The sequence below is a fragment of the Micromonospora sp. DSM 45708 genome (genome assembly GCF_039566955.1).
Taxonomy (GTDB): domain Bacteria; phylum Actinomycetota; class Actinomycetes; order Mycobacteriales; family Micromonosporaceae; genus Micromonospora.
In genome coordinates, this window is record NZ_CP154796.1 from 6,800,746 (window position 1) to 6,826,617 (window position 25,872).

Here is a 25,872-nt window from a genome sequence, read left to right on the forward strand (position 1 = left end):
CACGGAAACGGCCGGGCGTCGGAGGTCCCTCCGGCGCCCGGCCACCGTCGTCACTCAGATCCGGCCCAGCGCCCGACGCAGCGGGTCGAGCCCCAGCGCACCCAGGTCGAGCGCCTGGCGGTGGAACTCCTTCAGGTCGAAGTCCGCGCCCTTGCGGGCCTTCGCCTCCTCCCGGGCCTGCAACCAGATCCGCTCGCCCACCTTGTAGGAGGGGGCCTGCCCCGGCCAGCCGAGGTAGCGGTTCAGCTCGAAGCGCAGCGTCTCGTCCGGCACCCGGCAGTGCGCCCGCATGAACTCCCAACCCAGCTCCGGCGTCCAGCGCTCACCCGGGTGGAAACCGAACGGATTGTCCACCGGGATCTCCAGCTCCAGGTGCATGCCGATGTCGACGATCACCCGGGCCGCCCGCAACGCCTGCCCGTCGAGCATGCCGAGCCGGTCCCCCGGGTCGGCCAGGTAGCCCAGCTCGTCCATCAGCCGCTCCGAGTAGAGCGCCCAGCCCTCGCCGTGCCCGGAGACCCAGCAGAGCAGCCGCTGCCAGCGGTTGAGCAGGTCGGCGCGGACGGCGGTCTGTGCGACCTGGAGGTGGTGGCCCGGCACGCCCTCGTGGTAGACCGTGGTCACCTCACGCCAGGTGGAGAACTCGGTGATGCCCTGCGGCACCGCCCACCACATCCGCCCCGGCCGGGAGAAGTCCTCGCTCGGGCCGGTGTAGTAGATCGCGCCGTCGCTGGTCGGCGCCAGACAGCACTCGATCCGGCGGACCTGCTCCGGGATGTCGAAGTGGGTGCCGTCCAGCTCGCTGATCGCCTGGTCGGCGAGCGCCTGCATCCAGTCGCGGAACGCCTCCTTGCCCCGGACCGTCCGCGCCGGGTCGGCGTCGAGCGCACGGACCGCGTCGTCGACCGTGGCGCCGGGCCCGACGATCCGCGCGGCCACCGCCCGCATCTCGGCCTCCAGACGGGCCAGCTCCGCGAAACCCCAGGCGTACGTCTCGTCGAGGTCGACCTTCGCGCCGAGGAAGTACTGCGAGGCCAGTTCGTAGCGCTCCCGGCCGGCGGCCTGCTTCTGCCGCCCCCCGGGGGCCAGTTCGGTGCGCAGGAATTGCCCGAACTCGGCGGTCGCCGCGGTCGCCGCGGCGGCGCCCTTGCGCAGCTCGGCACCGAGCGTGCCGCCCGCGTCGAGGCGTTCGGCCAGGCCGTGGAAGAAGTTGTCACCGTCCGGGTCGACCCAGATGTCGCACTGCTTGGCGACCTCGACGAGCTGCACCTGCGAGCTGACCCGGCCGGCCGCGGCTGCCTCCCGCAGGGTGCGCTTGTAGCCCTCCAGCGCGGACGCGAAGCGGTTGAGCCGGGTGGCGACGTTCGCCTTCGCCTCCTCGCCGTCGGTCGGCATCAGGTCGAAGACCATCCGCAGCTCGTGCAGCCCGCTCGTGATCACGCTGACTTCGCTCGCGGTCTCGCCGCTGTCGTACCGGGCGAGTTCCAGGCCCAGGCGTTCCTGCATCGCCTCCTGCGCGGTCCGCTCCGCCTCGGTCTCCGCCTCGGTCACGTCGAGTTGGCCCAGCGTGCGCCGGGCCAGGTCGGCGCGGGCCGCGTAACCCTCGGGGGAGAGGTCGTCGAGCTGGTCGTCGTAGCCGGCGATGCCGACGTAGGTGGCGCCGGTCGGGCTCAGCGGAGCCCACTCCGCCACGTACCGGTTCGCGAGGTCATCGATTCGTCCCACGGGGCGACCCTACGTGACCCGGTCACCCCGGTGTCGAACGTGTTTACCGTGTTCAGGGTGGAGGATCGGCAGGTAGCTGTGGCGGTCGACACGACGTCCGAAATCCGCGCGACTTTGTCGTGCCCGAGGGGCAGAGTGTCAGGGGTGAACGTGGATACCGCCCCTGACCGGGCACCGCTGCGGAGCTGGCTGCCCGGGTTCGTCGCACTGGCCGCGATCTGGGGCTCCAGCTTCCTCTTCATCAAGGTGGGGGTCAGCGAGCTGCACCCGGTGCACCTCACCCTCTACCGGGTGGCCACCGGCGCGGCCACACTGCTCGTGGTGCTGGTCGTGCTGCGCGACCGGCTGCCCCGCGAGCCGGCGGTCTGGGCCCACCTGCTGGTGGTCGCCGCGTTCGGCGTCGCGCTGCCGTTCACCCTGTTCGGCTACGGCGAGCAGCGGGTCGAGTCCATGCTGGCCGGCATCTGGAACGCCACCACGCCGCTGATCGTGCTGCCGCTGGCGGTGCTGGTGTTCCGCACCGAGCGGCTGACCGCGCGCCGGACGGTCGGGCTGGCGCTCGGCTTCGTCGGCGTGCTGGTGGTGCTCGGCGTCTGGGCGGGCGTGGGCGGCGCCCACTTCACCGGCCAGCTCATGTGTCTCGGCGCGGCGGCCTGCTACGGGCTGGCGATCCCGTACCAGAAGAAGTTCATCGCGGGCCGCGCGTACTCCGGGTTGTCGCTGTCGGCGGCGCAACTGCTCGTGGCGACCGCGCAGCTCGCGCTGGTCGCGCCGCTGGTGGCCGGTGCGCCGCCGGTGCCGACCGACCTGTCGCCCCGGGTGGTGGCCAGCGTGCTCGCGCTCGGCGCGCTCGGTACCGGGCTCGCCTTCGTGATCAACATGCGCAACATCCGACTGGCAGGGGCGAGCACCGCGTCCACCGTGACGTACCTGGTCCCGGTCTTCGCGGTGGTGGTCGGTGCCGTGGTGCTCGGCGAGCGGATGAACTGGCACCAGCCGGTGGGCGCACTGATCGTGCTGGTCGGGGTGGCGGTCGCGCAGGGCCTGTTCGGCCGGCGTCGGCCCGCCCCGGCGCCGGTGGCACCCGCCGCCCGCCCGGTCGAGCCGGCCGCCCGGGCCTGACCGCTCAGCCCCGGGCCGCCGCCCACTTCACCAGGCGGTCGGCGGTCCACGTGTTGATCACCCGGTCGGCCGGTACGCCGCAGCGCGCGGCCCGTTCGCAGCCGAAGCGCTGCCAGTCGAGCTGCCCGGGAGCGTGCGCGTCGGTGTCGATGACGAACCGGCAGCCCGCCTCCAGCGCGCGGCGGATCAGCCGCTTCGGCGGGTCCTGCCGCTCCGGCCGGGAGTTGATCTCGACGGCCACGTCGTGTTCCGCGCAGGCGGTGAAGACGGCGTCCGCGTCGAACTCGCTCTCCTTGCGGGTACGCGGCCGGTGCCCCTTGTCGCCCGGCCCGGTCACGCCGGCCGGCCGGGAGGACACCATCCGGCCGGTGCAGTGCCCGAGAATGTCCAGGTGCGGGTTGGCGATCGCGGTCAGCATCCGGCGGGTCATCTTCGCCCGGTCGTCGTTGAGGCCGCTGTGCACCGAGCCGACCACCACGTCCAGCCGGGCGAGCAAGTCGTCGGTCTGATCGAGCGAGCCGTCGGCGAGGATGTCGACCTCGATGCCGGTGAGGATGCGGAAACCCTTCGGCAGCGCCTCGTTCACGGCGGCCACGTGGTCGAGCTGCCGGCGGAGCCGGTCCGCGGTCAGACCGCGCGCCACCTTGAGCCGGGGCGAGTGGTCGGTGAGCACCAGGTACTCGTGCCCCAGCTCGACCGCGGCCAGCGCCATCTCCTCGATCGGTGAGCCGCCGTCCGACCAGTCCGAGTGGGTGTGACAGTCGCCGCGCAACGCGTCCCGCAGCTTCGCCGCCTCCTCGTCCAGGTCGGTGCCCTCGGTGGCCAGCAGCCGACGCAGGTAGACCGGCTCCTCGCCGGCCAGCGACTCGGCCACGCAGCGGGCGGTGACGTCGCCGACGCCGGCCAGCTCGGTCAGCTTGCCGGTGCGGGCCCGCTCGGCCACCTCGCCGGCCGGCAGCGCGCCCAGCGCCGTGGCCGCCGATCGGAACGCCCGGACCCGGTAGGTGGCCTCGTTGGCGCGTTCCAGCAGGAACGCGATCCGGCGGAGGTCGGCGAGGGGATCCCGGGCAGTCATGCAGTGGAACCTACGCGCTCCGACCGCCCGCCGTGCACCGCCGGACCGCGCGTCGGGTCAGCCGCCCGCCGCGGACCGGCCCGGCGACGCCGGGCAGCCGTGCTCGCGCTGCCAGGCGGTGACCTCGGCGACCGGGGACCGGTTGCCGCCCTTGCGCCAGGAGTTCAGGTAGGGCGCCGGCCAGACCACCCCCCGGCGGATCCACCAGTCGTCGTGGCCGGAACACTTCGGGGAGAGCCCGAAGTGCAGGTGACACACGTTGTTGGCGTTGCCGGTGCGGCCCACCTTGCCGAGTTGCTGCCCGGCACGGACGCGGACGCCGGCGTCGACGCCGGACGCGATCGCGCTCAGGTGCGAGCCGTAGTAGCGCACCCCGTCGTCGCCGAGCAGCGAGACCGAGAGCCCGCCGTTGTTCGGCCCCAACGGCCCGCGCCTGTCGAACCGGTCCACCCGGCTCACCTCCAGCACCACCCCGTCGGTGACCGCCACCACCGGCTCGCCGCAGTCGGCGAAGAGATCGGTGCCCGGATAGCCGCCGTGCGTCGGGTGGTAGTCGACGTTGCCGGCCCGGACCGGGAAGACACGCCGCGCCGCGGTGCGCGACGGTGTCGGGGCGACGGTGGCGGCCGGGGCGGAGGAGGCGGCCGGTGGCGCCGGGCTCGCCGTCGGCTCGGCCGGTTGCGCCGCCGTCACCATCGGGCTCGGGTCCTGCCAGGCGTCCGCGGGCGTCGCGGGCCGGTCGCACCCGGCGGCCAACGCCGCGACGAGCAACAGGACCGGGTACGCCGGACGCGCGCGGCGTCCGATCGATGGCGAGCGCATCCGATCATCCTGGCAGACCACTACCGTGGGAAACGAACGCGCCGGACCCGGTCGCATCGGCCGGTCACGGTGGGTCACGTCGGGCCGGTGGATCGGGGAGGGGAGCAGCGGTGACGAACGGATGGCACGGCGGAGCCGGGGGGAGCGGTCCGGGGGCTTTCCACGCGCCGCCGCGTACCCCGTCGGGACTCTTCCCGTCCGGTGGGCCGATGCGGCCCAGCTACCGCGAGCCGTTCCCGGTGACCGGCGCCGGCGTCGCGCTGGGTGCGGTGGTCACCTTCGCCTGGTTGCTGCTGTTCGGCCTGGTCGGCCACGATGTGCCCGGCTACGCCTGGTGGACGCTGCTCGCCGGCGGCGTCGCCTGGGTGGTCGCCGCGGTGCTGGTCCGTTACGGGGACCGGGGGGTGGCGACCGGGGTGGCGATCGTCACCGCGGGCGGCTGGAGCATCGCCGCGGCGATCGTCGCGGTGCGGTGGGCGCAGAGCGGCGACTGGCCACTCTGGTGACCTTGCGTGCCGCTTTCGCTGCGTAGCGAAGACCATCTTGACGTACGCGCGGTGACGGTTCACGCTCGCCGTATGGCCTGGACCACACCGCCGCGGCTCGACCCCGATCGGAGCCGCCGTCGCCTGCAACTCCTCGCCGAGTTGGCCGGTGCCCGTGCGGTACAGCAGCGCGAACGGCCGCAGCGGGCGCGCAGCGAACGCCTGCGCCAGCTCATCGCCACCCGCCGCCGCGTGACCGGCTGAGGCGACTTTCTCCAGGAACGACCGGCCCCGGTCGGGGCGTTGACCGGTCGCCCGCCGACCCGACCGGTTAACGTGCATCGCGTGACATGTCGGCGTGCTGCCGAGGCCAAATTGGGGGGACCGTGTCGTACTTCGCTGCTGCCGTGGCGCGCATCGACGGCGGCTGGACCGCCGGTGAGGTGAGCCTGCGGGGCGTCACCGACATCGAAGAGGTCGCCGACCGGCTGCGCGATGTCGAGCCGGACGCCGACCTCTCCCTGCTGTTCGTCGAGGCGGACGACACGTACCTGGTCGTCCTGCGCCTCGACGAGGGGGAGGACCTGCGGGTCTTCGGATCCGACTCGGCGTACGCCGAGGAGTCCCGGCTGGGCGCGCTCCTCGTCGGCGACCTGAAGACCTCGGTCACCGGCCTGGAGGACGTCGACGAGCCGCGTCCGTCCGCCGGCGACGACGACACCGAGCAGCCGGCCGTGGACCCGGAGGCCGACCCGGTGGGCGACGCCGACCTGCTCGCCGACCTGGGCGTCCCGGCGCCGAAGCTGCTCGCGCTCTGCGCGCACGAGGGCAACATGCCGGCCGACGTGACCGCCGAGATCTGCCAGGTGCTCGGCTGCGCGGACGAGGTCGAGGAGCTGCGTGAGGTCTGAGCCCGGCGAGTCCGTGACGCCCGGCGCCGTGGAGCCGGCCGACGCCACCGACCCGGCGCTGGAAACCCTGCGTCCCGGACAGCCGACGCCGGGCCGGGCCGGCCGCGCGGGACCCGGCGCGGACGAGGCGCTGGCCGACCCGGGTGCGGTCGGGCGGCGGCAGCGGCACGAGCTGTGGATGCGCCGCGCCCTGCACATCGCGGCGACCGGCCCGGACGGGCCGACGCCCGACGAGGGCGCCGACGACGTGCCGGTCGGCGCGGTGCTCTACGGACCCGACGGCGTCGAACTGGCGATCGGGCGCAACGAGCGGGAGCTGACCGGAGATCCGACCGCGCACGCCGAGGTGCTGGCGCTGCGCCGGGCCGCACAGCGGCTGGGCCGGTGGCGGCTGGACGGCTGCACGCTGGTGGTCACGCTGGAGCCGTGCACCATGTGCGCCGGCGCGATCGCGCTGGCCCGGGTCTCGACAGTGGTGTTCGGGGCGTGGGAGCCGAAGACGGGCGCGGTCGGCTCGCTCTGGGACGTGCTGCGCGACCGCCGGGTCACGCACCGCCCCGAGGTCTACGCCGGCGTCCTGGAAACGGAGAGCGCCGCGCTGCTGCGCGCGTTCTTCCGGTAAGGCCGGGCCCCCTGTTAACGCCTCCGGTATAGAAGGGGCCCCTTCTCAACGAGCCGCCGCCCCCGGCACCGGGATGGCGACGGGGGCGGGGCGGCGGTGAAGGAAACGGTCAGGCGATGGCGGTATCGAGGGCGATCTCGACCATCTGGCCGAACGTCTGCTCACGCTCCTGCGAGGTGGTCTTCTCGCCGGTCTTGATGTGGTCGCTCACGGTCAGGATGGTCAGCGCGCGGGCCCGGAACCGGGCCGCGATCGTGTAGAGCGCCGCCGACTCCATCTCCACCGCCAGCACGCCGTAGTCGGCGAGCGTGTCGTACAGGTCCGGCCGGTCGGTGTAGAACGCGTCCGCCGCCAGGATCGGACCGACCCGCATGGTGATGCCGCGCCGCTCGGCCACCTCGACCGAAGTGCGCAGCAGCCCGAAGTCGGCGACCGGGGCGTAGTCGATCAGCCCGTCGAAGCGCATCCGGTTCATGTTCGAGTCGGTGGACGAGCCGATCGCCGCCACCACGTCCCGCAGTTGCAGGTCCTCGGTCAGGGCACCGCACGAGCCGACCCGGATCAGCGTCTTCACGCCGTACTCGTTGATCAGCTCGTGCGCGTAGATGGAGGCGGACGGCATGCCCATGCCGGAACCCTGGACGGAGACGTCGACGCCGTTCCACCGCCCGGTGAAGCCCAGCATGCCGCGCACCGTCGTGTAGCAGCGGGCCTCCTCGAGGTAGGTCTCCGCGATCCACTTGGCCCGCAGCGGGTCACCCGGCATCAGGACCCGCTCGGCGATCTCTCCCGGCTCAGCGCCGATATGCGTACTCATGGCAAAGATCCTGCCAGGCCGGCCGACGGGATACCGGTTCGGCGTCCGTACCGGTGGTCCTGTACCCTCGTCGGCGGTGGCGTGTCCGAGTGGCCTAAGGAGCACGCCTCGAAAGCGTGTGAGGGTTTACGCCCTCCGCGGGTTCAAATCCCGCCGCCACCGCTCGTGAGATGCGAGAACGCCCGGCCGGTCCATGATGGACCGACCGGGCGTTCTGGCTCTAGTCTCAGTTCTGGTCTCAGTCGTCGGCAACACGATGCAGGTCGGCTGCCATCCGTGAGCGCCTTGTCACTCTTCGCGCTTGACCTCGGCGGGCTGGTCGAGCTGCTGCTGCCGCTTGTTCTGCTCGTCACGAAGCCTCTCGACGGCGTCAGCAAAGGCGGCGTATGCCTTTGCCTCATCTAGGCCTGTGTACTTGCCCACGCGGAGTTCAACCGCCTCGTATTCGCGCTCGATCGCATCGGCTGTCTGCTGCGAGTTGAAGCTGCGCTCGTGATACTTGAAGTAGCCAGTGAATCCGGCCGCTAGACCTACGGCAGCGCTTGCTGCCACGGTGAGCCATCTTGCCTGGCTAAAGGCAACCGATGCTGTGGCGATTGCGGACGTAGCTACCGATCCGATAATGATCACGCTCTGAAAGCGGTTATGAATCCCCCGGGTTCTCCCCGCATCTTCACGATACTGTGCGATCAGGTCGGGAACGTCGTCCCTGTAGCGCTTCTGCGCTAGCAGTGCCGAGTCGCCTCCGCTGCTGGTGCTCGTGTCTAGGTCAGCTTGGGTTCGTCGGCGGACTACATGTAGCTTCTTGAGGATGATGCGGGTTCTTCTCATGCGCTTGTACTGCCAGTAGGCCAGTGCTGGCGAAACGAGAAGCGAAACGGAACATGCTGCGTAGAGTTGTGTGGAGAAGCGGTTGACCTGTCCGAGTTCGGAGAACGTGGCGACTGCTGCCATCGCGATAAGAGTGATGTTGCCTATGAGGATCCAGGCGATTCCAACCTTACGCCACAGACCTTGAAGGTGGAGCTTTTCCTCGGCATCGAGAATTAGACTGCGTACATGATCGGGGTGCCAGCTCTTGGAGCCATCACTAATGACCTGGTTCCAGTTCTCCTCGTTCGTGGTGCCACTTCTTTTCGCCCACAGTTGCGACAGCCTCGACCACATGGCGTCACGCTATGATTACCCAATCGAGAAGGCAAGGTGAGGCGGCGTCACTTTATCGACATTGCTTTTGCGTTGAGGGTGTGCACAGGGAGCCGACGTGACCCGGGCGGCTTGTCACCTCGGCTCCCCGGCCCGTCGGCTAGCTGGTGCTGGTGCCCCCGCTATTCCAGAGAAGCCCACCAACTTGCTGGGCGATGTCCCGGCGAACCTGGGCTGTGAGATGTTGGTACCGGGCCGCCATCGCCGACGTCGACCAGCCCATGATGCCCATCACCGCGCGTTCCGCCACGCCGAGGATCAGCAGCACTGTGGCGGCGGTGTGCCGGGCGTCGTGCAGTCGGCCGTCCCGTAGCCCGGCTAGCTTGAGCAGCCGCTTCCACTCGTCGTAGTCCGTGCGCGGGTTGACCGGTTCGCCGGTCGGGGTGGCGAAGAGCCAACCTCCTTCGGTCCAAAGCTGGGCGGCGGTCTCACGTTCCTTCTCCTGCTCCCGGCGGTGCCGCCGGAGCAGTTCCACCAGTTCGTCGGGCAGGCCAATGGTTCGGCGACCGGCGCGTGATTTGGTCTCTGCTGTCTCGGCGCGGGTCGCCTGCCGGTCGGGGCAGTGCCCGCCGAACTTCCGTCCGCAGGGCTCGGCGCACCCGTGCCGCCACCGGGGGCGTTGTCGGCCACGCCGAACGACCAGCGATCCCGCGCTCAGATCGACGTCGGCCCACTTGAGGCCGAGCGCTTCGCCCTGGCGCAGACCCAGGGCCAGCGCCACCGCCCACCGCGCGCTGTTCCGTCGCCCTCGGGTGACGGCCAGCAGGCGCCGCACCTCCTCGACGGTGTACGGCTCGATCTCGTCGTCACTGAGGCGGGGCGGCTTGGCCAGCGTCGCCGGGTTGCGCGACAGGTGGCCGCGCCGCACCGCTTCGTTGAGCGCCGTACGGATGGTGCGGTGCGCCTGGTGGGCGGTGGCCGCTGCGCTTCCCTTCTCCTGCATGCGGACGTAGAAGCGTTCCAGGTGCTCGGGCTCCAGGCGGTCGAGCCGGTGCGCGCCGAGGCCGGGGATGAGGTGCCGGTACACGGCCACCCGGTAGCCGGCGATGGTGTTCTCTCGCACCGACGGCGCGGCGATGTTCTCGGCCCAGTGCGTCAGCCAGGTCTTGACCGTCCAGCGCTGGCCTGGCTTCCGGACAGTGCCGTCGTCGCGCTCCCGTTCGAGCTGACGAACCTTCTTGGTGACCGCCGCTTCGGTCTTGCCGCTGACGTGCCGTCGGTCCGGTTTGCCGTCGTCCTTGACGCCGACGGTGACCCGGCCGTGCCAGTAGCCGTCGCTGCCCTTGTAGATGCTGGATGCGCCGTTGGGTTTGCGTGGCAAGTTGCTGGTCTCCTCATGCCGCGGGGTTGAGAGGCTGGTCGAGCAGGTTGCTCACGTACTCGTCAAGGCAGCCGACGGGGATGCGGCGGAGCCGGCCGATGGTGACGGTGCGGATTTCGCCGTTCTTGATCAGGGCGTACATGGTGGTGCGGCCGATGCCGAGGCGGTGGGCGGCTTCTTCGATGGTCAGCACGATGCGGTTGTCGGCGGTGGTCACGGCTTCCTTCCGGTCGTGAGGATGGGGGTGGGGGTAGCCGTCCCAGCCGTCCCAGCCGTCCCTTTGCAGGTCAGGGCCGGGACGGCTTGGGAGGCGGGACGGCTTAAGCCGTCCCAGCGGTGGGGGTCGGGTCGGTGGGCTGGGACGGCTTAAGCCGTCCCAGAGGAATGACCCGTCCCGGGGCTGAGCTGGGCGGGGACGGCTGGGACGGCTGGGACGCTTCCCCCTCGGGCACGACCTCCGGGCCGGGGCAGTAGCGTCGCCAAGCGTCGGTGAAGTCAGCTTGGTAATAGCCCTTGACCTGCCCGTACGGAGGGCCGAACCGGATGTTGGTGGAGCGGATCTCGTATTCGGCCAGCAGTTGACCGAGTTTCATCGCGGTGAGTCCGGTGCCGCTCTTGCCGTACTCGGCCCAGGGAGCTTCGGGGTCGGCACGGAGTTTGTCGAGCAGGACGGTGCTCGGGACCGCCCGGCGTCCCTGGTTGTCGAGCACCCCGACAGCGCGGAACACGGAGTGGCAATCGGCCAGTAGACGAACCCGGTCGGATGGCACGGCGCTGCCATCGCGTTCGGCGGTGAGAATTTCGCACGCGCGTCGCGCCCGGTCGGGCCATGTGCCCCCGGCGAGGTCGGCCACGGCCACGAGGGGTTCCCAGGTGTCGGCGGCCCGGTCTTCGACGGGCATGGCAGGTTCCGCGGCTTCCAGGTCGCGCATGTTCGCTCGTAGCCAGCCGGTGAGTTGCCGGGCGAGTGCGCGCAGGGCAGGGCTGTCGCGGCGATGCCGGTAGGGGGCGACCTGCTCTCCGGGCGCGCGGCGGCGCATCCGGATCACGACGGCGCGATCCTCGATGGTGTCGGGCATCGCACCAATACCGGCGAGCGCGGCCATGGAGAAGGTGGGGATCTTCTCGACCTTCTGCGCGGCGGCGTCCCACCGGATCGCCGGTCGGTTGCGTTGGTGTCCGGCGTTCAGCAGGCCGCGTAGGTCTTCGTTCGCTTCGGCGGCGGCACCGAAGATGGTGTCGGCTTCGTCTACGAGCAGGGTTGGCGGGTCGTCGGTGCCGATGGCGCGGTAGACGGCGGCAGGGGACGCGTTGACGGTGATCAGAGGCGCGTAGCAGGTTGCTTCGACCACATCCAACAGCCGGGACTTCCCGCACCGCTTCTCGGGTGCCCGGATCACCAGGCGGGGCGCGTGCGCCCACGCGGGTTGGGCGTGGGTCGCGGCCACCCACAACGCCACGGCGTCGACCGCCTCCGCGCAGGGCAGGATGACGTAGTTGGTGAGGCAGGCGTGCAGGGCGTCGAGGATGGTTGCGCCGTCGTCGGGCTGATCGGTGGTGCTGGCGGGTGAGTTCATGCGGCGAGCCCTTCGGCGCGGAAGCCGTCACGGATGGCGGCGCGGATGTCGCGGTCGGTTTGCTCTGCCTGGCGGCCGGCGGTAGTGAGGGCGGCTTCTGCGTCGTCGCGGCTGATCGCGTCTGCGAGGACCATGCGGGCCACGCCGCGTGCCGCGCCGTAGAGGGTGGGGCGGCGGGTGCCTTCGGGGGCGTTGGCCACCGCTTGCAGGTGTGCGGCGAGGAGCCGGTCGGGGAAGGAGATGCCTCCCGCCGGGCGGGTGCTGGTCGGGGTGTGTGCCGGGACCGGGGTCGGTGCCGGCGGTGCCGGTCGGCAGGTCGGTGCCGGCGGTGCCGGTCGGCAGGCCGTTACCAGCGCGGGGGGCATCTCCTCCATCTCCCGGCCCGGTGCCCACCGGTACGGGCGGCCCGTGCGCGGGTGGATGCTCGGAGGCAGCACCACGTATCCGCCATCGCCCTTGACGTCGACGCCGGGGCCGAGCCCTTGACCGGACTTGCCTTGGCTACACGTCACGGGCTGTCCGGGGTGCCGGTAGTACAGGTGCAGGCCACCGGACCCGGTCACCACGTACGCGGTCGGCGGCAACAGCCCGCGCTCGATGAGCGCGTTCATGGTGTCGCGGCCACCGTGGGCGGGGTCGACATCGACCACGACGGTCCCTGACGGGGCACCGGTACGCAGGGCGAGTTGCCCGGCGGGGACGGTGTCGATGATCGCGGTGATCCGGTCGGGGTGGGTGGTGGCGGCGTAGAAGCCGTGGCAGGTCAGGCACGGGCAGGCTTCCCGGTCATGGTCCGGGCCGGTGTCGGTGCAGGTGGGGCAGTTGGCGACGGGTCGTTTCGACCGGGCGAGCATGAATACCGGCCAGCCGTGGGCGGCGTAGTCGAGGGCGGCGGCGAGCAGGTCGGGCATGTGGTGTCTCCTTCCTGGCGCGGGCGGATTGGTGGCCAGCGCCGGATGGACGCTGGCCACCGGTGGTGAGCGCGCGAAGCGCGCCGATCAGGCAGTTGGGGTTAAGCGATGCGGCGCGGCTGTACGTCGCGGCGACGGGTGTCCAGCGGGATGATCGGGGCCAGCCGCACCGCCGGAGCCGGAGTGGTGGGGGCGGTGTCGGCGGCGGCCAGGAGCACGGTCATGACTTGTTGCCGGGTGCGGCCGGGTGCGCGTTCCCAGGGCAGGATGGCCGCGTGCAGGTCGACGATCGTGCGGGTGCGCAGGTGGCGGGTGAGGTGGTCGACGGCGGCGGCGTACTTCTCGGCGGTGGTGGGGTCGGTGATGGCGTACCAGCGTGGTCGGCCGAGGAGGGCGGCGCGGATCGCGCCGTAGATGCTGGCGGGGTACATGCCGGAGCGGACCACTCGACAGCGGCTGTAGGTGCAGCCGTCGTGTGGGTCGTAGAGGCCGGGGCCGGGGTGCCAGCCGTGCCGGCGCAGGTAGCCGGCGGCGGCGCAGAGGATATCGGTCGTGGACTGCGGTAGGCCGCTGGTCATGAGAGGCGACCGTCGGCGGCCAGCCACGCCATGATCGCTTTGGTGTAGCTGCGGAACTGGCGGCGTACCTGTGGCCGGCAGTCGCAGCCGATGCCGTGGACCGCTTCGTGGAGCTGGTCGCCGTAGCGCACGACGGCGGCCGGGTCGACGGCGACGGGGTCGGTGACCGGATCGCGGGCCGGCGGCGGGGTGCGGTGAGAGCCGTCAAGACGGTCGGTGACCTTGGCGACGCAGGCGGCTATCACCTGCTGCGGGTCGTGGCCGAGGCTTGCGATGGCAACCAGCGCGGTGAGCACCACATCGGCCAGCTCGGCGGCCACATCATCGCTGGTATGGGTGACGCCCTTGCGCGGGTTCTGTCCGAGGGTGCCGATCCACGCCGCGGCGACCTCTCCCGCTTCCTCGGTGACCTTCAGGATGCGCAGCCCGGTTTCCTCGCGGCTGCGGCCATTGATCGCGTCGAGGCGGGCAGCAACCTTGGCGACGATGTCGAACAGGGCGGGTGTGGTGACGGTCATCAGGGAACGCCTTTCCTGGCGGGGCGAACGAATGGCCAGCGCCGGGCGGGCACTGGCCATCAGGAAGTGAGCGCGCGAAGCGCGCCTTTCTAGCGGGTGAGCGCCCAGACGACGAACACGGCGACGGCGGCGATCAGCGCGGCGGCGAGGAGCCAGCCGGTGAGGTCGCGTAGGAGCCAGCCGGTAACGCGGGCACGCGCGAGGGTCGCGTCGGCGTGCCAGGCGACCCGCTCGACGCGGCGGCCGAGCGGCACGCCGATGATCACACCGAGCAGAACGCCTACAGCGAGCGCGGCAAAGGTCAACTTCATGGGTCTCCGATGCAGGGTGGCGCGGGCAGCGCCAGATACGGGCTGTGACGGAGTGGAGATTCGGGTAGCCGTCCGGACCGTCCGGACGGTGGCGTCCGGACGGCTACCTACTTGGACCCTGGCTGGCCCGTCCGGACGGTCCGGACCGTCCGGACGGGCCGCCTTGCGGTGACGGTGTGTTACGCCGGCTCGGGAATGCGGATCTTGTAGGTGCCCCGATCGGTCTTGCGGAGCATGGCGTCCGGGCCGGTGGACAGACGGCCGAGCGCCTTACGAACCCAGTCGCCGGACAGACCGGTGGCGGAGATGACGTCTCCGAGGTCGCCGGGGCGCACAACATCGACACCGGCGTCATGCAGGTCGATCAGGTGCCCGCGCAGGTGTTCGTATGCCTCGTCGCTGGCCATGGGCGGCTGGCGTAGTCCGAGGGGGATGCGGGGCATGCCGGGCGGGATGCGGATCGGCTCGGCGGGGTCGACGTCGTCGGGCGGGTCGTTGGGGTTGATGGCCCGGTTCGGCTCGGTGGGCTCGTTGTCGCGCTCGTCGTCGTTCATGTCCGGCTCCTGGCGAGGGCGGGATGCCGGGCGGCCCGGCTGCGGGGTGGCGGGCTCGGTGGTCGGTTGTCCGCCGAGGTAGGGGGCGATGGCCGCCGCGCGGTGGTCTTCGTCGGCCACGAAGGAGCGGCAGGGCATCGTCCAGCGGGTCGTGTCGGTGCCGGGGACTTCGGCGTAGAGGTAGCCGGGCTTGGTGTTCTTCCACGCCCAGGGCATAGCTCCGGCGTCGAGGGTGGCTTCGGACAGGGCCATGCCGGCGTCGACGTCCTTGTCGACGCCGAGGCAGATCGACCCGGGGATGTTCGCTCGCGCGCTGGTGGGGAACCGGTCATGTGATGCGCGCTGCAACCCGAACAGCAGCGAGATACCAGCGGAGCGGGCGGCTTCGGTCAGCTCCGTGACCAAGGGGTTGCCGGCGGCGACCTGGGCGGCTTCGTCGACGATCACCACCCGGTAGCGGGGGCACTGGCGGCAGCCCTTCGTCCACTGCTTGTGGCCGTGTGCGCCGATCTGTCGGGCGCGGCCGGTGATGTCGGTGGAGAGGTCTTCCAACATGTCGTTGGTGTCGTCCTCGCTCAACGCGACCCGGGCCGCGCCGTTGCGCGCCCACGTGGGGAGTTGGTCGCCCTTACGCGGGTCGGCCAGCCACAGCTCAGCATCGTGTCGGGAGATGACCTCGGCGGCGATGTTGAGGATGACCTCGGTCTTGCCCGCACCGGACATGCCCACGATCAGGAAGTGAGCAGCGTTGCGCCCTGCGTGGTGGTCGCCGGGTAGCCACAGCATCAGCGGCTCTCCGTCTTCCATCACGCCGAGCACGATTGGCTCTGCGATCGAGCGGCCTGGGGCGGACAGGCCCGGCCAGGGGATCATGGCTCGGAGTTGGTCGACCGGTACGACCTCCACCCGACCTCGCCGCGCCGAGTCGGGGTTGGGGATGACCCGCACCGCCGTTTCCGGCACGTCCAGCGCCGAGGCGAGCGCGCCCCGGTCGGCGGCCAGTTCCCGCACCGATGTGCCCGCGTCCAGGGTCACCGCGGCTGACGCTTTCGCGCCGTTGATCGTGGGTCGAGACACCGTCGCGTTGCGCAGGCTCTTGACCGCATCGGCCAGCCCACCACCGGCGGCGGGGTCGTCGCCGTCGCCGTTGCGCAGTACCCGCACCACCGCCATGGCGATGGATGCGGTGGGGGCACCGATCAGCCACATGTCCGACCACGGTGACGACCAGGGCGCGCCGATCGTCGCGCCGATCGCCCATACCGACCCCGCCACACAGGTCGTGGTGGCTACCGCCCGGCGGACGATGCCCCGCGCGGCGGACGCCCGCCACGTCAGTGCGCTCAGCGCCGTGCCCGCGAGGGTCAGCCCGGCCGCAGCCGCGCCTACCTGGCTCGGGTCGTCGGCCCACCGCCAGTGCGCCAGCCCAGTAGCCACCGCCAGCCCCACCGAGCCGGTCGGGGTGACCAGGTAGGGCCACAGCGGCAGTTTCACCGTGTGCACGCTCGCCATGCCGTCGGTGGCAAGGCCACCGTGCTTCGGCATTCGTGTCTTCGTCATCTCTCCTCCCTTCCGTGCTCAGGCGGTGAACTTGAAGTCGGGCTTGCGGCTGCCCCGGTAGCCGACCTGCTCCAGCTCCGGCATGTACGCGGTGACGAACCGGTTGTTCGCGGTGATGATGTACTGACTGGCGACGACCAGCGCCTCACTGGCCTGCTGAATCGGCTTGGCCACCTGACGGGCACGCGCCCTGGCGGTCAGGCCACCGACCACGACGACCCCACCACCGACGCGCCGCAGGCGGGCGTCCAACTCGCTGGCGGTGATGCCCAGTTCCAGGGCGGCGGCGTGCAGGATGCGGCGGGTGCTCTCGCACCACTCGATCAATGCGTGGTTGTCGGTCAGCGAGTCCGCACCGGAGAACAGCGTGCGGCCCGAGGGCGGGTTGGTGTTCGACACGAAATGTCTCCTTCGAGCAGTCAGGCGAGGGCGGTGAGCAGGGCAGTTACGGCGGTACCGGCCAGACCGGCCAGCAGCAGATCGACGGCGGTGCGGACCCGCCGGTACTTGCGCACCGCAGTGCGCGACAGCCACACCAGCTCGTGCGCTCGCAGGGAGGCCATGCTCAGCGGCGGTAGCGCGGCGTCGGTCATCAGGTCCCCCGGTGCGCTGGTGGCGTAGCGCACGAGTCCGTGGCTCCCGCCGAGGGATGGGCGGACCGCGCAGGCCAGCAATCCGACCGCCGCACCGATCACTGCGACCGTGGCCGATCCGGTGGCGAGGGCGGGGGCGGGCAGGTCGGCGCGGGCCAGCACGGCGAGGCCGATGGTGAGGGCGGTGCCGGCGAGCGTGAGCAGCGTCGAGGCTTTCGCGTCCACGCGGACCAGCTCGGCGCGCACGGTGGCCAGTTCGGCGGTCAGGAACGTGGTATCTGGCACCATCAAAGGTGCCCTCCTCTCTCGTGGGGGTTGGGTGACCGGACCGGCGGCACAGCACAGGTTGCGAGCCAGGGGCTGTGCCGCCGGGCGGGGTCAACGGCGGTGGTTGTTGGCGGCGATCCGCCCGCCGAGTTCGACCAGGCAGATCGAGGCGACGACGACGAGGCCGTCGACGGACAGCGGGAGTAGGTACTGCGACCCGTTGGTCTCGCCGTAGCGGGCGGCGACCGAGGCCATGTGCCAGTAGGACACCCACGCGGCGATGCCGGCGATCAGCGCCGTTGCCGCCCACCGGCCGATCGCCAGCCGGCGTGAGTGCACCGGTACCCGGGAGATCAGCTCGATGGTCAGCAGCAGCGCCAACGGCGACCACGCGGAGATGACCTGCGAGATCAGCTCATCCCGGGCGTGCAGCACGTTCCCAGCGATCGACGCGGCCACCCCGAGAGCAAGCACCAACCGGACCGCCCACCGGATGCGCTTGAACTGCTTGACCTGCCCAACCCCACCCGCCTCCGGCACCGGCTCCGGCTCCGGGTCGGGGTCGGGGTCGGGGGTGGGGCTGGTCTTCAGACCCGGGTGTCCGTCCACCCGGAGCTGCGGCGACTCACTCTCGGTCCGAAGGCGGCGAAACCACCCCCGACGCGGTTCGGACACCTCAACGCGCTCCGGGTCGACCGGCACCGGAACCGGGTCCGAGGTCGGCTCCGGGTCCGAGGTCGGGGCGGGCACCGGGCCGATCGGCTCGGGATAATCCGGCACCACCAGCTCAGCGGCGGTCGCCGGATCCGGGGTGACAACCGGGTCGGCGGTACGAGCCAACAGCCGCTCGCGCAGCTCGGTGGCCTTCGGAGCGCCGATCTTGAACTGCTTCTGAAGCCGGTTACGCGAGGGCACCTCACCGAGCTGGTCGGTCAGTGCCAACGCCCCGGGATACAGGTCGTCGACGCTACGGGGGTGGATGCTGGCGGGAGCGGTCATCGAAGGGTCTCCTTCGTGGTCGGGGCCTCACTGTTGAGGGCGTGGGCGATGGCGAACGGGGCGAGCATCACGGCGCTGCCACCCAGGACGATGAGCAGCAGCAACAGCACGGTCATCGGGTGCCTCCCTCGGCACAGTTCAGGCACTCGCCCAGCGAGCGCGGAATGCAGTAAGGGCGCACCTGCCGGCACACCCGGCACGTGCGGCGGGCGGTCAACGCCTTGCCGATGGCGGCGCGTTGAGCGGGGGTAGCGGTGCGCTTCGGCCTGGCCAGGTCGACGCGGTAGAGGTAGGCGGTACGGGTGCCGCCGACGCCGCGCCAGAGGATCTGAGCGGCCACCGGCTGACCGGCGGGCCGCAACCCGGCGGCACGCAGTTGGCGGCGGGTGGCGTAACCGGGCGGTGCGCCCCGCCACCAGTAAGTAGGGATGCCGTACCGCGACCCGTCCGGATCGTGGTAGGCGGCGCGGACGCGGGACATCAGGTCGCCACCTTGAGCCGGTAGACCGGAAAGGTGTCGGGGTTGACGAAGTACAGATCCCCCCACGGGGAGCGGTACTCGATCCGCCACGTGTCGACCTTCAGAGCAGGGTCCGTGCCGGCCCAACCGACCGCGGTCACCCGGTCAACCGAGAACAGACCCGAGCCGGGCCGCCCGGCGTGGGCGATCAGGTCACCGACGCGCACCTCACGAGGCGGCACACGCTCCAAGTCCCGCGCGGTGTACCGGTATCGGTCGGACTCCGGTGCCGCCATCACGCGGCCTGGCGGGGCTCGACGCTGCCGGTGAGGTCGGCGGCGGCGCGGGTCACGCGGGCCTCAGCTCGTCGGACCCGACGCCAGTCCAACGGGGACGGGCCACCGTGATCCTCGGCGTAGATCAGGCTGATCTCGGCATCGAGCAGGTCCAGCTCGGCGGCGATCAGCGGCCACTCGGCATCGATCGCGGCCAGGTCGGCGGACGACGGCCCGTGCTGGTCGTGGTTCACTTCGCTCGGTTCCTTCCAGTACGGCGGGCCGGCTGCCGGCACGGCCGGCAACGGCACTCATCGGGGGCCAGCGGGGCGAGGTCTCCGCACCCGAGGCAGGTGCGCCACACGGCGCTGGACTTCGTCGTGACACGCGCACACGCGGCAAGCACGGACATAGCGGGATCACCTCTCCCAGAGTCAGATCGGGTAAGGCAGCCAGGGCAGGAAGCACGCCGGGGCGGCGGACAGCCGTGGCTGATGGATCAGTGGCAGAAGCGGTACCGCGCGCCGGACCCGTCCACTCGGCCCGCTCGCCCGGGACGTACCGGGGTCGGCCACCGTGTGGCTCAAGGCGGGCATACCGTAGACGGATCTACGCGGCGCTTCTGCTTTGGAGTTCTCAATGAACGAGCGGCTCAGCAGGCCGTGGGCGCGCAGCGACTAGTGCTGCCTTCCTCGGTCCTCTGACCCAGATCGACTACAACTCGACGTTGTATTCGATGGAGCGGACGTTACAGCGCGACGTTGTATTCGCGCAAGGGGTGGCTCGCAATCGGCGCGGCGTGTTGGGGGAGTGGTGGCGTACGCTCGCTGTTGATGTCTGAGACGACGGGCGAGCTACCGACCGACTGGTGGACGACTACCGACGTGCTGGCGTTCCTGGAGTCAGCGGGAGCGCCGGTCAGCCGTGCTACCTGGGCTTCTTACGTCTCCCGGGGGCAGGCACCCGCCCCGGATCGCATGTTCGGCCGGTCGCCCGCCTGGCGGCCGGATGCCGTCCGGCAGTGGCAGGCTTCCCGCCCCCGTAAGGGTTCGATTGAGGTCTGACAGCCGCTGACCAGCGCGGGTCGGCCTCTGCTTCGTTCCGTGTTCTTCATGGGTTCTAGTCAACGTGAGCAAGGCTCGACCGCACATGGACTGGTATGGAACCCGCGATGCACGAGCGTGGCACTCCGGTCGCGTAACTGATTGAAGTTGGCCGTTAGACTCCCTGCAAGCACAGCCTGCGGGGAGGTGGCGCATGCATGTCATTGCCACGTGGACCGGGCAGCGAGCGCGGGCACTGCGGCTGGCGTTGCGCATGACCTTCGACGACTTCGCCGCGCACCTGGGCGTGTCGACCCGTGGCGTGACGAAGTGGGAAGCGCAGCCGGACGTGGAACTGGCGATGCGTACCCAGCAGCTCCTTGACGTGGCGTTGAAGCGGGCGGACGACGACGCAAGGGCGCGGTTCGGGCAGTTCCTTCAAGAGCCGGCGGAGCCGGTCAGAACTCCCGAGCCCGAAGCGGCACCGGTTCGGCCGCTGCCGAGGGTGAGCCCGCCCCGACAGGTGACGCCGGACCTGCTCCGGTCGCTGCGTCGCGCTCTCCGGGACCACTACACGGCCGACAACCTGCTTGGTCCTCGTACGTTGCTGCCGGTCATCACCGCCCACGCCGACACCATCGAGCAGATGGCCCGTAACGCCTCCGGACGATCGCTGGACGATCTGCTACAGGTCGGGGCCGGCTACGCCGAGTTCGCCGGCTGGCTCCACCAGGACGCGGGCGACGCGGAGGCGGCTACGGCCTGGTACCGGCGGGCGCTGGAGTGGGCGGAAGCGGGCCAGGATGACCGGATGGCCGCGTTCGTGCTCACCCGGCGGGCGGTTCAGTCGATCAGCGCTCGCAACGGCGCGCACGCCGCTCGGTTGGCTAACGCTGCTCAGCGGGACCGAGGGCCAGAGACGCTGCGGATTCGCGCCATCGCGGCGCAGACGGAGGCGCTGGGGCACGCCGTACACGGGGCAGGTAGCGACGCCGACCGCGCCCTTGACGTGGCCGAGCTGCTGCTTGACGGAGGCGGTGGCGACGCTCCGGCGGAAGGCGACCCGTCTGATGGACGCTACTGCGACCTGCGTCTCTACCTCAGCATCTCCCGAGCCAAGTGCCACCTGGAACTTGGCCGGGCATCAGCCGCGGTCTCGGCCTTCACCACTGTGCTCGACACGTTGCCGCCGGACTACCATCGCGACCGTGGCCAGTACCTCGCCCGACTCGCGCAGGCGTACGTCCTTGCAGGAAGCCCGGACGAGGCGTGCGCGTGCGCAGAGGAATCCTTTGCCATCGCGGTCACGACCGGATCGTCTCGCACCCTCAACGACCTACGTGTTCTGCTCGGCCAGCTACGGCCATGGGCATCCTCCCCGGCCGTAGCCAGGCTGCGTGACCTGCTGACCGCTGCCACCTGACCAGAGAGGCAATCGCCGTTGTTCTCGCTAGCAACTGACGCCGCGCCCGGACGCCCCAACGAGGATTTCGTCATCGCCTCCGCCGACCTGGCGGTGGTGGTGGACGGGGCGGGCATCCCGTTCGGCGGCTGCCACCACGGCGTGGCCTGGTACGCGCGTCAACTCGGCGTCCGGACCTTGGCCGCACTGGTCACCGCGCCGGACATGCCACTTGCGGAGGGCTTGGCCGAGGGCATCGCCGCCGTGGCAGCGCTGCACGCCGATACCTGCGACCTGTCGGATCCCGGTACGCCGTGTGCGGCGGTAGGCATCCTCCGGATCGGAACCGAGCGGGTCGACACGCTGGCGCTTTCTGACGTGAGCGTTGTGGTCGACCTCGACACCGGCCCAGAGGTCACCTGTGACCTATCGATCGAAGAAATCAGCGGCACCGAGCCCGCCGCCGTCGTGGGCATGCGTTTCGGCACGCCCGAGCATGCAGAGGCTTTGACCGCACTTGTGGCCCGGCAGACTGCCACCCGGAATCGGCCCGACGGGTGGTGGGTGGCAGCCGCCGACCCGAATGCGGCTCAATACGCCAAGGTAGCCACTTATGCCGCAGGCGCGATGCATCGGGCTTCTGCGTTTTCTGACGGTACGACGCGACCGGTTGACCAAATGGATATCTACGGCTGGCCGGAGTATCTGGACTTGCTCGACAAGCTCGGCCCTGCTGGTCTGATCGCCCACGTCCGATCGATCGAATCGGATGATCCGTACGGCGACCAGTATCCCCGCACCAAGCGGCATGATGACGCTTCGCTCGCCCAGTTTCTACCGAAGCCGCAATAGCTGGAGGCAGATTAGTCCTGCGTCGGCGCGATCACTTACCGTGTCGTGACAATGTGACGCAGCTCCTCTACCGTGAGCCACGGCTTGGTTCGATGGATCATTCGATGGCAGTTTGAGCAAATAAGCGCGAGATCTTCCAGGCGGGTCTTCGTGGGGCCGGAGACGTGCAGCGGCGTCCGGTGGTGGCATTCGATGTAATCAGTGCCGCGAGGGCCGTAAGTGCGGGCAAAGTCGAAACCGCAGATTTCGCAGGCGATGGGCATGCCTCGCCGTTTGGCGTCGGCGATTTTCGCGCGTCTGATCTTTGGGTTACGTTCGCGCCGCAGGTGCTGCCGAAGAAGTACGCCACCTTCGTCTGCCGTTAGCTCGGCGACGTCCGGGTCTGGCCCAGCCTCGTAGTTCTCTGCGTTGCCGAGAGCGCTTCGAATTGCGGCGGCGAGAGCATGCATCTCGGCGGGTCGAGCAAGGAAGTCATCCAAGACCTCCCGATCAAGACGGTTGCCGTTGGTCTTCTTGCCAAGGTAAGCCGGGTGGGACGTAGCGATGTCCGCAGTCTTGCGGGCAACACCGGCTGAGTTTCGAAAATCTGGACCGCGGTGGTCCATCGAGTGGATTGCAGGAGTTTGGAGGAGTTCCGACAGGTCCTTTACTCGTCCATCCATCCGGTCGAGCTGCTTCCAATCGTTCGCCTCTACTAGCGCACACGCTAGAACAATCTCATCGCGCGTCCAGTCAGGGTTAGGCAGGTAACGAACGTCGAACCCAAGTGCGCCCAGCCGTTGAGCTACCGTCTTGTCTCCACCGGAGAAGTCGGCGGCGGTAAGCGCGGTTCCCGTGCTCACTCCGTGCGCGTAACCGGCTATGGCTTTGGAGTCGTAGAGCCGACCGCGGTATTGGAGATAGTACGACCTTGAGCGACCGAACCCGGTTGAACGAAGAAACTCATCGCGTCCCAGACGGTCGAACTCTGCGATGGCTTCAAGTACCGCGGCGCGCGTGATCTCGGCAAGGGTCACGCTGGGACCATACGGCCCCGGGGCGACAGTCGGGCGGCCCGTGCCCCGCGTTCGTCTCACTCGTCGTCTCATTCAGGGGCGTTCGAGGTCGTCTGCCATCGTTCGGCAGTCGCCTATTTCCACAGGTCACGGACGGTGTCGGCTGTCGGCGGACGCTGACCGGCAGACCTCGAAAGCGTGTGAGGGTTTACGCCCTCCGCGGGTTCAAATCCCGCCGCCACCGCTCGTGAACAACGAGGACGCCCGGTCGATCCGTGAGGATCGACCGGGCGTTCTCCGTTCGGGGCCGCCGGTCAGCTCGCCGGCTGACTCGCGTCCCGGTGGGCGAGTTGATAGGTGGCGTCGATCGCGTCCGCCTCCAGGATCACCGTGACCGGGCCGGCGGGCAGCGTGCAGGCGACCGTCCGCTCGACGGCATAGCCGGTCGGCCCGCAGTAGCGATGGCCGGCCGAGTCGAAGACCGACAGGCGCGCGTCGCCGGTCCCGCTGGTCCGCTTCCAGGTGATCGACTCCGTGGCCGCGCGTGCGTCGGCCGGGATCGAGAGGCAGACCCCGAACCGGTCCGCTCCCGTGGTCACCGTGGCCCCCGTCACGCCGGCCGGCAGCGCCGGGCAGGCCGGCGGGCCGTCGGTGCGGGCGAAGGCGAGGGAGTACGGCCCGTCCGCGTCGCCGTTGCCCGAGTTGAGTACGACGCGGAACGGCGCCTGGCCGGTCAGCTCGCAGTGGTACTGCCGCAACGAGTACTCGTCGCACACGGCGGCCCCGGTGGCGTCGATCACCGTCATCTCGGGCCAGCCGGCTCCGGTGGCGTCGCCCGGGAACAGCCCGGTGACAAGCGCGCCGGCGGGGCTGCTCAGCTGGAGGCAGTCGAACTGTGCCGGGGTGCTCAGTCGGCCCCGCACCGGCGCGTCCTGCCAACCGGTGTCGGACACCGGCCGGCAGTCGGAGGGCATCCACGGCAGCACCGCGAGCTGGTACCGCAGGCTGTTGTCGATCACCGCCTCGGGTGCGCTGCCGCTGAGCACCAGGGTGTACCGCCCGGCGGCGGGAATCGCGCACCGCACGTCCGTGCACACCTTGTGCCCGGTGTCGTCGTAGACGGTTGCGTACTGCCGGTAGTTGTCCTCGCTGGCAGCCTTGACCCGGAAGGTGCCCTCGGGCAGGTCCAGGATGCGGCAGCGGATGCCGCCGAGCGCGCCGGCCGGTGCGGCGTTGTACGCGCCGGGCGTGACCGTCGGGCAGCCGGTCGCATCGCCGAGGTCCCGGATCTGCAGCCGGTAGGTCAGGTCGGTGTCCGCCGGTTCCCACCGGGAGAGGTAGGAGACGACGCGGAAATTGCCGGTCGACGGCAGCACACAGCCGTCCTCCTCCGACCAGTCGGTGCACAGCACGGCACCCTGCTCGTCAACGAGCCAGGAGTAGAGGTCGTTGTAGCGGTCCGGGGCCCGGTAGACCGTGACCCGCTCGCCGGCCTCGCCGTGGAACGGCTGGCAGTTGGTCTGCAGGGCCGAGGTCTGGTGCACCGTCAGGCTCGGCTGGTCCCAGGCGAGCCCGGTCGGGCCGGCGCAGCCGTCGGCCCGGTCGAGTCGCGCCACCGCTACCCGGTAGGTGACCGGTTCCCAGTTCGAGTTCCGCATCAGCAGGGTGTAGGAGCCGGCGGTCGGCGTCACGCAGGAACGCCAGGACTCGTACTCCGTGCACACCACCCGGCCGGCGTCGTCGTACACCTGCCAGTAGAGGTGCTGGTTCGCGTACTGGTCGATCCGGACGACCACCGGGCCCGGAGTGGCGACCCGCAGCTTCTGGCAGCCGATCCCCTCACTCGGCGGCACGGTGCCGGTCCCGACCGCCGCGCCCGGGTCACCGAACGCGGTCAGCGGCAGGGCCGGGCAGCCGACCGACCGCGAGATCCGGGGCATCTTCAGGGTGTAGGCGGCCTTGGTGCCGTAGGTCTCCTCCAGGAAGAGCCGGTACGGCCCGGGCTGGCTGAGCGTGCACTCGGTGGGGTAGCGCACCGGGCAGATCGGCTGGAACTGTCCGTCCAGGATGTTGCCCTGGATGTCCTCGGCGCCGCCCGGGTCGGCGAGGTGCAGGACCGTGTCGGTGGGCTGCGTGAACGTGAAGCAGCGGGCGGCCAGGCCGGCGGGCAGCGTGCCACTGCGTCCGGCCGACGCGAAGGAGAAGAAGCTCTCGGAGAGCGTCGCGCAGTTGGAGGGCGAACGCATCGACTCCGCCGACAGCGAGTAGGCGCCCTTGCCGGTGCCGTAGTCGAGCTCCACGGTGATCGTGTAGGTGCCGGCGGCGCCCAGCCGGCAGTCGGTCAGGTACGGGCCGACGTAGCAGGCGTGCGTGCCGTCGGACCCGTGGACCTGCGCCCCGACCCCGTCACCCGACACGTCGCGGAGCCGGATGAAGAAGGTGTCCTGGTCGACGGTCGAGGTGATCGTCCAGGTCTGGCGGGCGCCGCCCGTGATGGAGGCGCAGCTCACGACCTTGCCGAGCGGCAGCTTGCCGCCGCAGACGGCGGTGGCGACCGGCTTCGGCGCGGCGGTGGTCCGGGCCGGCTTCGGAGCGGCGGGAGCGGGTGCCGCCGGAGACGGCTCGGCGGCCGGCCGGGCGGGTCCGGTCGCCGGGGCCGGCGACGGCTCGGCCACCGGGGCGGCGGTGGCGGGACCGGCCAGCAGACCGGCCGTCGTGGTGCTCAGGGCGGCGATGGCCGCCCACCTCGTCAAACGTCTCCACAGTGGATCGGGCACGGTGATACTCACGGTCAAACCCCCGTAACTGTCGCGCGACCTGCGCGAGCGAGGAGATGATTCCATGGGCATCGACTGCGGACAATCAGCTTCT

28 protein-coding genes and 1 tRNA gene are annotated in these 25,872 nt (G+C 70.4%); 8 read left to right on the top strand and 21 right to left on the bottom strand.

Annotated features, from left to right (window positions below):
- Positions 1-54 precede the first annotated feature (54 nt).
- Complete coding sequence (locus tag VKK44_RS29880; protein WP_343444513.1) at positions 55-1,725, bottom strand: DUF885 domain-containing protein; 1,671 nt, start codon at positions 1,723-1,725, stop codon at positions 55-57.
- Between the two features lie 144 nt (positions 1,726-1,869).
- On the opposite strand from VKK44_RS29880, the gene VKK44_RS29885 reads away from it, so the two are divergent.
- The gene (locus tag VKK44_RS29885) at positions 1,870-2,847 is read left to right on the top strand and encodes a DMT family transporter (protein ID WP_343444514.1); all 978 of its coding nucleotides are present in this window, start codon (positions 1,870-1,872) and stop codon (positions 2,845-2,847) included.
- 4 nt (positions 2,848-2,851) lie between these two features.
- Here VKK44_RS29885 and VKK44_RS29890 read toward each other — a convergent pair whose 3' ends face one another.
- A complete protein-coding gene (locus VKK44_RS29890) occupies positions 2,852-3,922 on the bottom strand; it encodes a PHP domain-containing protein (protein WP_343444515.1) in 1,071 nt (356 codons plus the stop codon).
- A 57-nt stretch (positions 3,923-3,979) separates the two neighbouring features.
- Positions 3,980-4,744 carry a M23 family metallopeptidase gene (locus tag VKK44_RS29895; RefSeq protein ID WP_343444516.1) on the bottom strand — a complete coding sequence of 255 codons (765 nt, stop codon included), beginning with the start codon at positions 4,742-4,744 and terminating at the stop codon, positions 3,980-3,982.
- A gap of 209 nt (positions 4,745-4,953) precedes the next feature.
- Here VKK44_RS29895 and VKK44_RS29900 point away from each other — a divergent pair, with 209 nt between their 5' ends.
- The 4 genes from VKK44_RS29900 to VKK44_RS29915 all read left to right on the top strand — a co-directional run bounded on the left by VKK44_RS29900 (position 4,954) and on the right by VKK44_RS29915 (position 6,762).
- Positions 4,954-5,250 (top strand): hypothetical protein, encoded by a 297-nt coding sequence (locus VKK44_RS29900; RefSeq protein WP_343444517.1) that lies wholly within the window; start codon positions 4,954-4,956, stop codon positions 5,248-5,250.
- 72 nt (positions 5,251-5,322) lie between these two features.
- Complete coding sequence (locus VKK44_RS29905) at positions 5,323-5,493, top strand: hypothetical protein (RefSeq protein ID WP_343444518.1); 171 nt, start codon at positions 5,323-5,325, stop codon at positions 5,491-5,493.
- 122 nt (positions 5,494-5,615) lie between these two features.
- Complete coding sequence (locus VKK44_RS29910) at positions 5,616-6,140, top strand: tRNA adenosine deaminase-associated protein (RefSeq protein ID WP_343444519.1); 525 nt, start codon at positions 5,616-5,618, stop codon at positions 6,138-6,140.
- A gap of 178 nt (positions 6,141-6,318) precedes the next feature.
- Positions 6,319-6,762, top strand: coding sequence for a nucleoside deaminase (locus VKK44_RS29915; RefSeq protein WP_343447948.1), 444 nt, complete (start codon positions 6,319-6,321; stop codon positions 6,760-6,762).
- 109 nt (positions 6,763-6,871) lie between these two features.
- Here VKK44_RS29915 and deoD read toward each other — a convergent pair whose 3' ends face one another.
- The gene (deoD, locus tag VKK44_RS29920) at positions 6,872-7,579 is read right to left on the bottom strand and encodes a purine-nucleoside phosphorylase (protein WP_343444520.1); all 708 of its coding nucleotides are present in this window, start codon (positions 7,577-7,579) and stop codon (positions 6,872-6,874) included.
- A gap of 75 nt (positions 7,580-7,654) precedes the next feature.
- Here deoD and VKK44_RS29925 point away from each other — a divergent pair.
- Positions 7,655-7,741: transfer RNA gene (locus VKK44_RS29925), tRNA-Ser, on the top strand.
- A 126-nt stretch (positions 7,742-7,867) separates the two neighbouring features.
- Here VKK44_RS29925 and VKK44_RS29930 read toward each other — a convergent pair.
- The 15 genes from VKK44_RS29930 to VKK44_RS30000 form a co-directional block, all read right to left on the bottom strand.
- Positions 7,868-8,746 (bottom strand): DUF4231 domain-containing protein, encoded by an 879-nt coding sequence (locus tag VKK44_RS29930; RefSeq protein ID WP_343444521.1) that lies wholly within the window; start codon positions 8,744-8,746, stop codon positions 7,868-7,870.
- Between the two features lie 139 nt (positions 8,747-8,885).
- Positions 8,886-10,106 carry a tyrosine-type recombinase/integrase gene (locus tag VKK44_RS29935; protein WP_343444522.1) on the bottom strand — a complete coding sequence of 407 codons (1,221 nt, stop codon included), beginning with the start codon at positions 10,104-10,106 and terminating at the stop codon, positions 8,886-8,888.
- 13 nt (positions 10,107-10,119) lie between these two features.
- Positions 10,120-10,323 (bottom strand): helix-turn-helix domain-containing protein, encoded by a 204-nt coding sequence (locus VKK44_RS29940; RefSeq protein ID WP_343444523.1) that lies wholly within the window; start codon positions 10,321-10,323, stop codon positions 10,120-10,122.
- A 103-nt stretch (positions 10,324-10,426) separates the two neighbouring features.
- Positions 10,427-11,683, bottom strand: coding sequence for a DUF3631 domain-containing protein (locus VKK44_RS29945; protein WP_343444524.1), 1,257 nt, complete (start codon positions 11,681-11,683; stop codon positions 10,427-10,429).
- The gene (locus VKK44_RS29950) at positions 11,680-12,594 is read right to left on the bottom strand and encodes a bifunctional DNA primase/polymerase (protein WP_343444525.1); all 915 of its coding nucleotides are present in this window, start codon (positions 12,592-12,594) and stop codon (positions 11,680-11,682) included. The genes VKK44_RS29945 and VKK44_RS29950 overlap by 4 nt, the downstream gene beginning before the upstream one ends.
- A 101-nt stretch (positions 12,595-12,695) precedes the next feature.
- Positions 12,696-13,172 carry a DUF6197 family protein gene (locus tag VKK44_RS29955; RefSeq protein ID WP_343444526.1) on the bottom strand — a complete coding sequence of 159 codons (477 nt, stop codon included), beginning with the start codon at positions 13,170-13,172 and terminating at the stop codon, positions 12,696-12,698.
- Complete coding sequence (locus VKK44_RS29960; RefSeq protein ID WP_343444527.1) at positions 13,169-13,690, bottom strand: MazG-like family protein; 522 nt, start codon at positions 13,688-13,690, stop codon at positions 13,169-13,171. The genes VKK44_RS29955 and VKK44_RS29960 overlap by 4 nt, the downstream gene beginning before the upstream one ends.
- Before the next feature lie 89 nt (positions 13,691-13,779).
- Positions 13,780-14,001: a hypothetical protein gene (locus VKK44_RS29965; protein ID WP_343444529.1), complete on the bottom strand. Its 222-nt coding sequence runs from the start codon at positions 13,999-14,001 to the stop codon at positions 13,780-13,782.
- 179 nt (positions 14,002-14,180) lie between these two features.
- Positions 14,181-16,004 carry a DNA/RNA helicase domain-containing protein gene (locus VKK44_RS29970; RefSeq protein WP_343444530.1) on the bottom strand — a complete coding sequence of 608 codons (1,824 nt, stop codon included), beginning with the start codon at positions 16,002-16,004 and terminating at the stop codon, positions 14,181-14,183.
- Between the two features lie 129 nt (positions 16,005-16,133).
- Positions 16,134-16,514, bottom strand: coding sequence for a hypothetical protein (locus tag VKK44_RS29975; protein WP_343444531.1), 381 nt, complete (start codon positions 16,512-16,514; stop codon positions 16,134-16,136).
- A 20-nt stretch (positions 16,515-16,534) separates the two neighbouring features.
- The gene (locus VKK44_RS29980) at positions 16,535-16,996 is read right to left on the bottom strand and encodes a Pycsar system effector family protein (RefSeq protein ID WP_343444532.1); all 462 of its coding nucleotides are present in this window, start codon (positions 16,994-16,996) and stop codon (positions 16,535-16,537) included.
- Between the two features lie 90 nt (positions 16,997-17,086).
- Positions 17,087-17,974: a DUF2637 domain-containing protein gene (locus VKK44_RS29985; protein ID WP_343444533.1), complete on the bottom strand. Its 888-nt coding sequence runs from the start codon at positions 17,972-17,974 to the stop codon at positions 17,087-17,089.
- Between the two features lie 112 nt (positions 17,975-18,086).
- Positions 18,087-18,455: an RRQRL motif-containing zinc-binding protein gene (locus VKK44_RS29990; RefSeq protein WP_343444534.1), complete on the bottom strand. Its 369-nt coding sequence runs from the start codon at positions 18,453-18,455 to the stop codon at positions 18,087-18,089.
- Entirely contained in the window at positions 18,455-18,661 is a 207-nt protein-coding gene (locus VKK44_RS29995; protein WP_343444535.1) for a hypothetical protein, read from the bottom strand. Before VKK44_RS29995 ends, VKK44_RS29990 begins: the two co-directional genes overlap by 1 nt.
- A 68-nt stretch (positions 18,662-18,729) precedes the next feature.
- Positions 18,730-18,963, bottom strand: coding sequence for a DUF6284 family protein (locus tag VKK44_RS30000; protein WP_343444536.1), 234 nt, complete (start codon positions 18,961-18,963; stop codon positions 18,730-18,732).
- Positions 18,964-19,966: 1,003 nt separating this feature from the next.
- Here VKK44_RS30000 and VKK44_RS30005 point away from each other — a divergent pair.
- Both VKK44_RS30005 and VKK44_RS30010 read left to right on the top strand, forming a co-directional pair.
- Positions 19,967-21,175 carry a hypothetical protein gene (locus VKK44_RS30005; protein WP_343444537.1) on the top strand — a complete coding sequence of 403 codons (1,209 nt, stop codon included), beginning with the start codon at positions 19,967-19,969 and terminating at the stop codon, positions 21,173-21,175.
- 18 nt (positions 21,176-21,193) lie between these two features.
- Positions 21,194-22,006: a hypothetical protein gene (locus VKK44_RS30010; RefSeq protein WP_343444538.1), complete on the top strand. Its 813-nt coding sequence runs from the start codon at positions 21,194-21,196 to the stop codon at positions 22,004-22,006.
- A gap of 35 nt (positions 22,007-22,041) precedes the next feature.
- Here VKK44_RS30010 and VKK44_RS30015 read toward each other — a convergent pair whose 3' ends face one another.
- Both VKK44_RS30015 and VKK44_RS30020 read right to left on the bottom strand, forming a co-directional pair.
- Complete coding sequence (locus VKK44_RS30015) at positions 22,042-23,022, bottom strand: HNH endonuclease (protein ID WP_343444539.1); 981 nt, start codon at positions 23,020-23,022, stop codon at positions 22,042-22,044.
- Between the two features lie 293 nt (positions 23,023-23,315).
- The gene (locus VKK44_RS30020) at positions 23,316-25,754 is read right to left on the bottom strand and encodes a hypothetical protein (RefSeq protein WP_343444540.1); all 2,439 of its coding nucleotides are present in this window, start codon (positions 25,752-25,754) and stop codon (positions 23,316-23,318) included.
- Positions 25,755-25,872 lie beyond the last annotated feature (118 nt).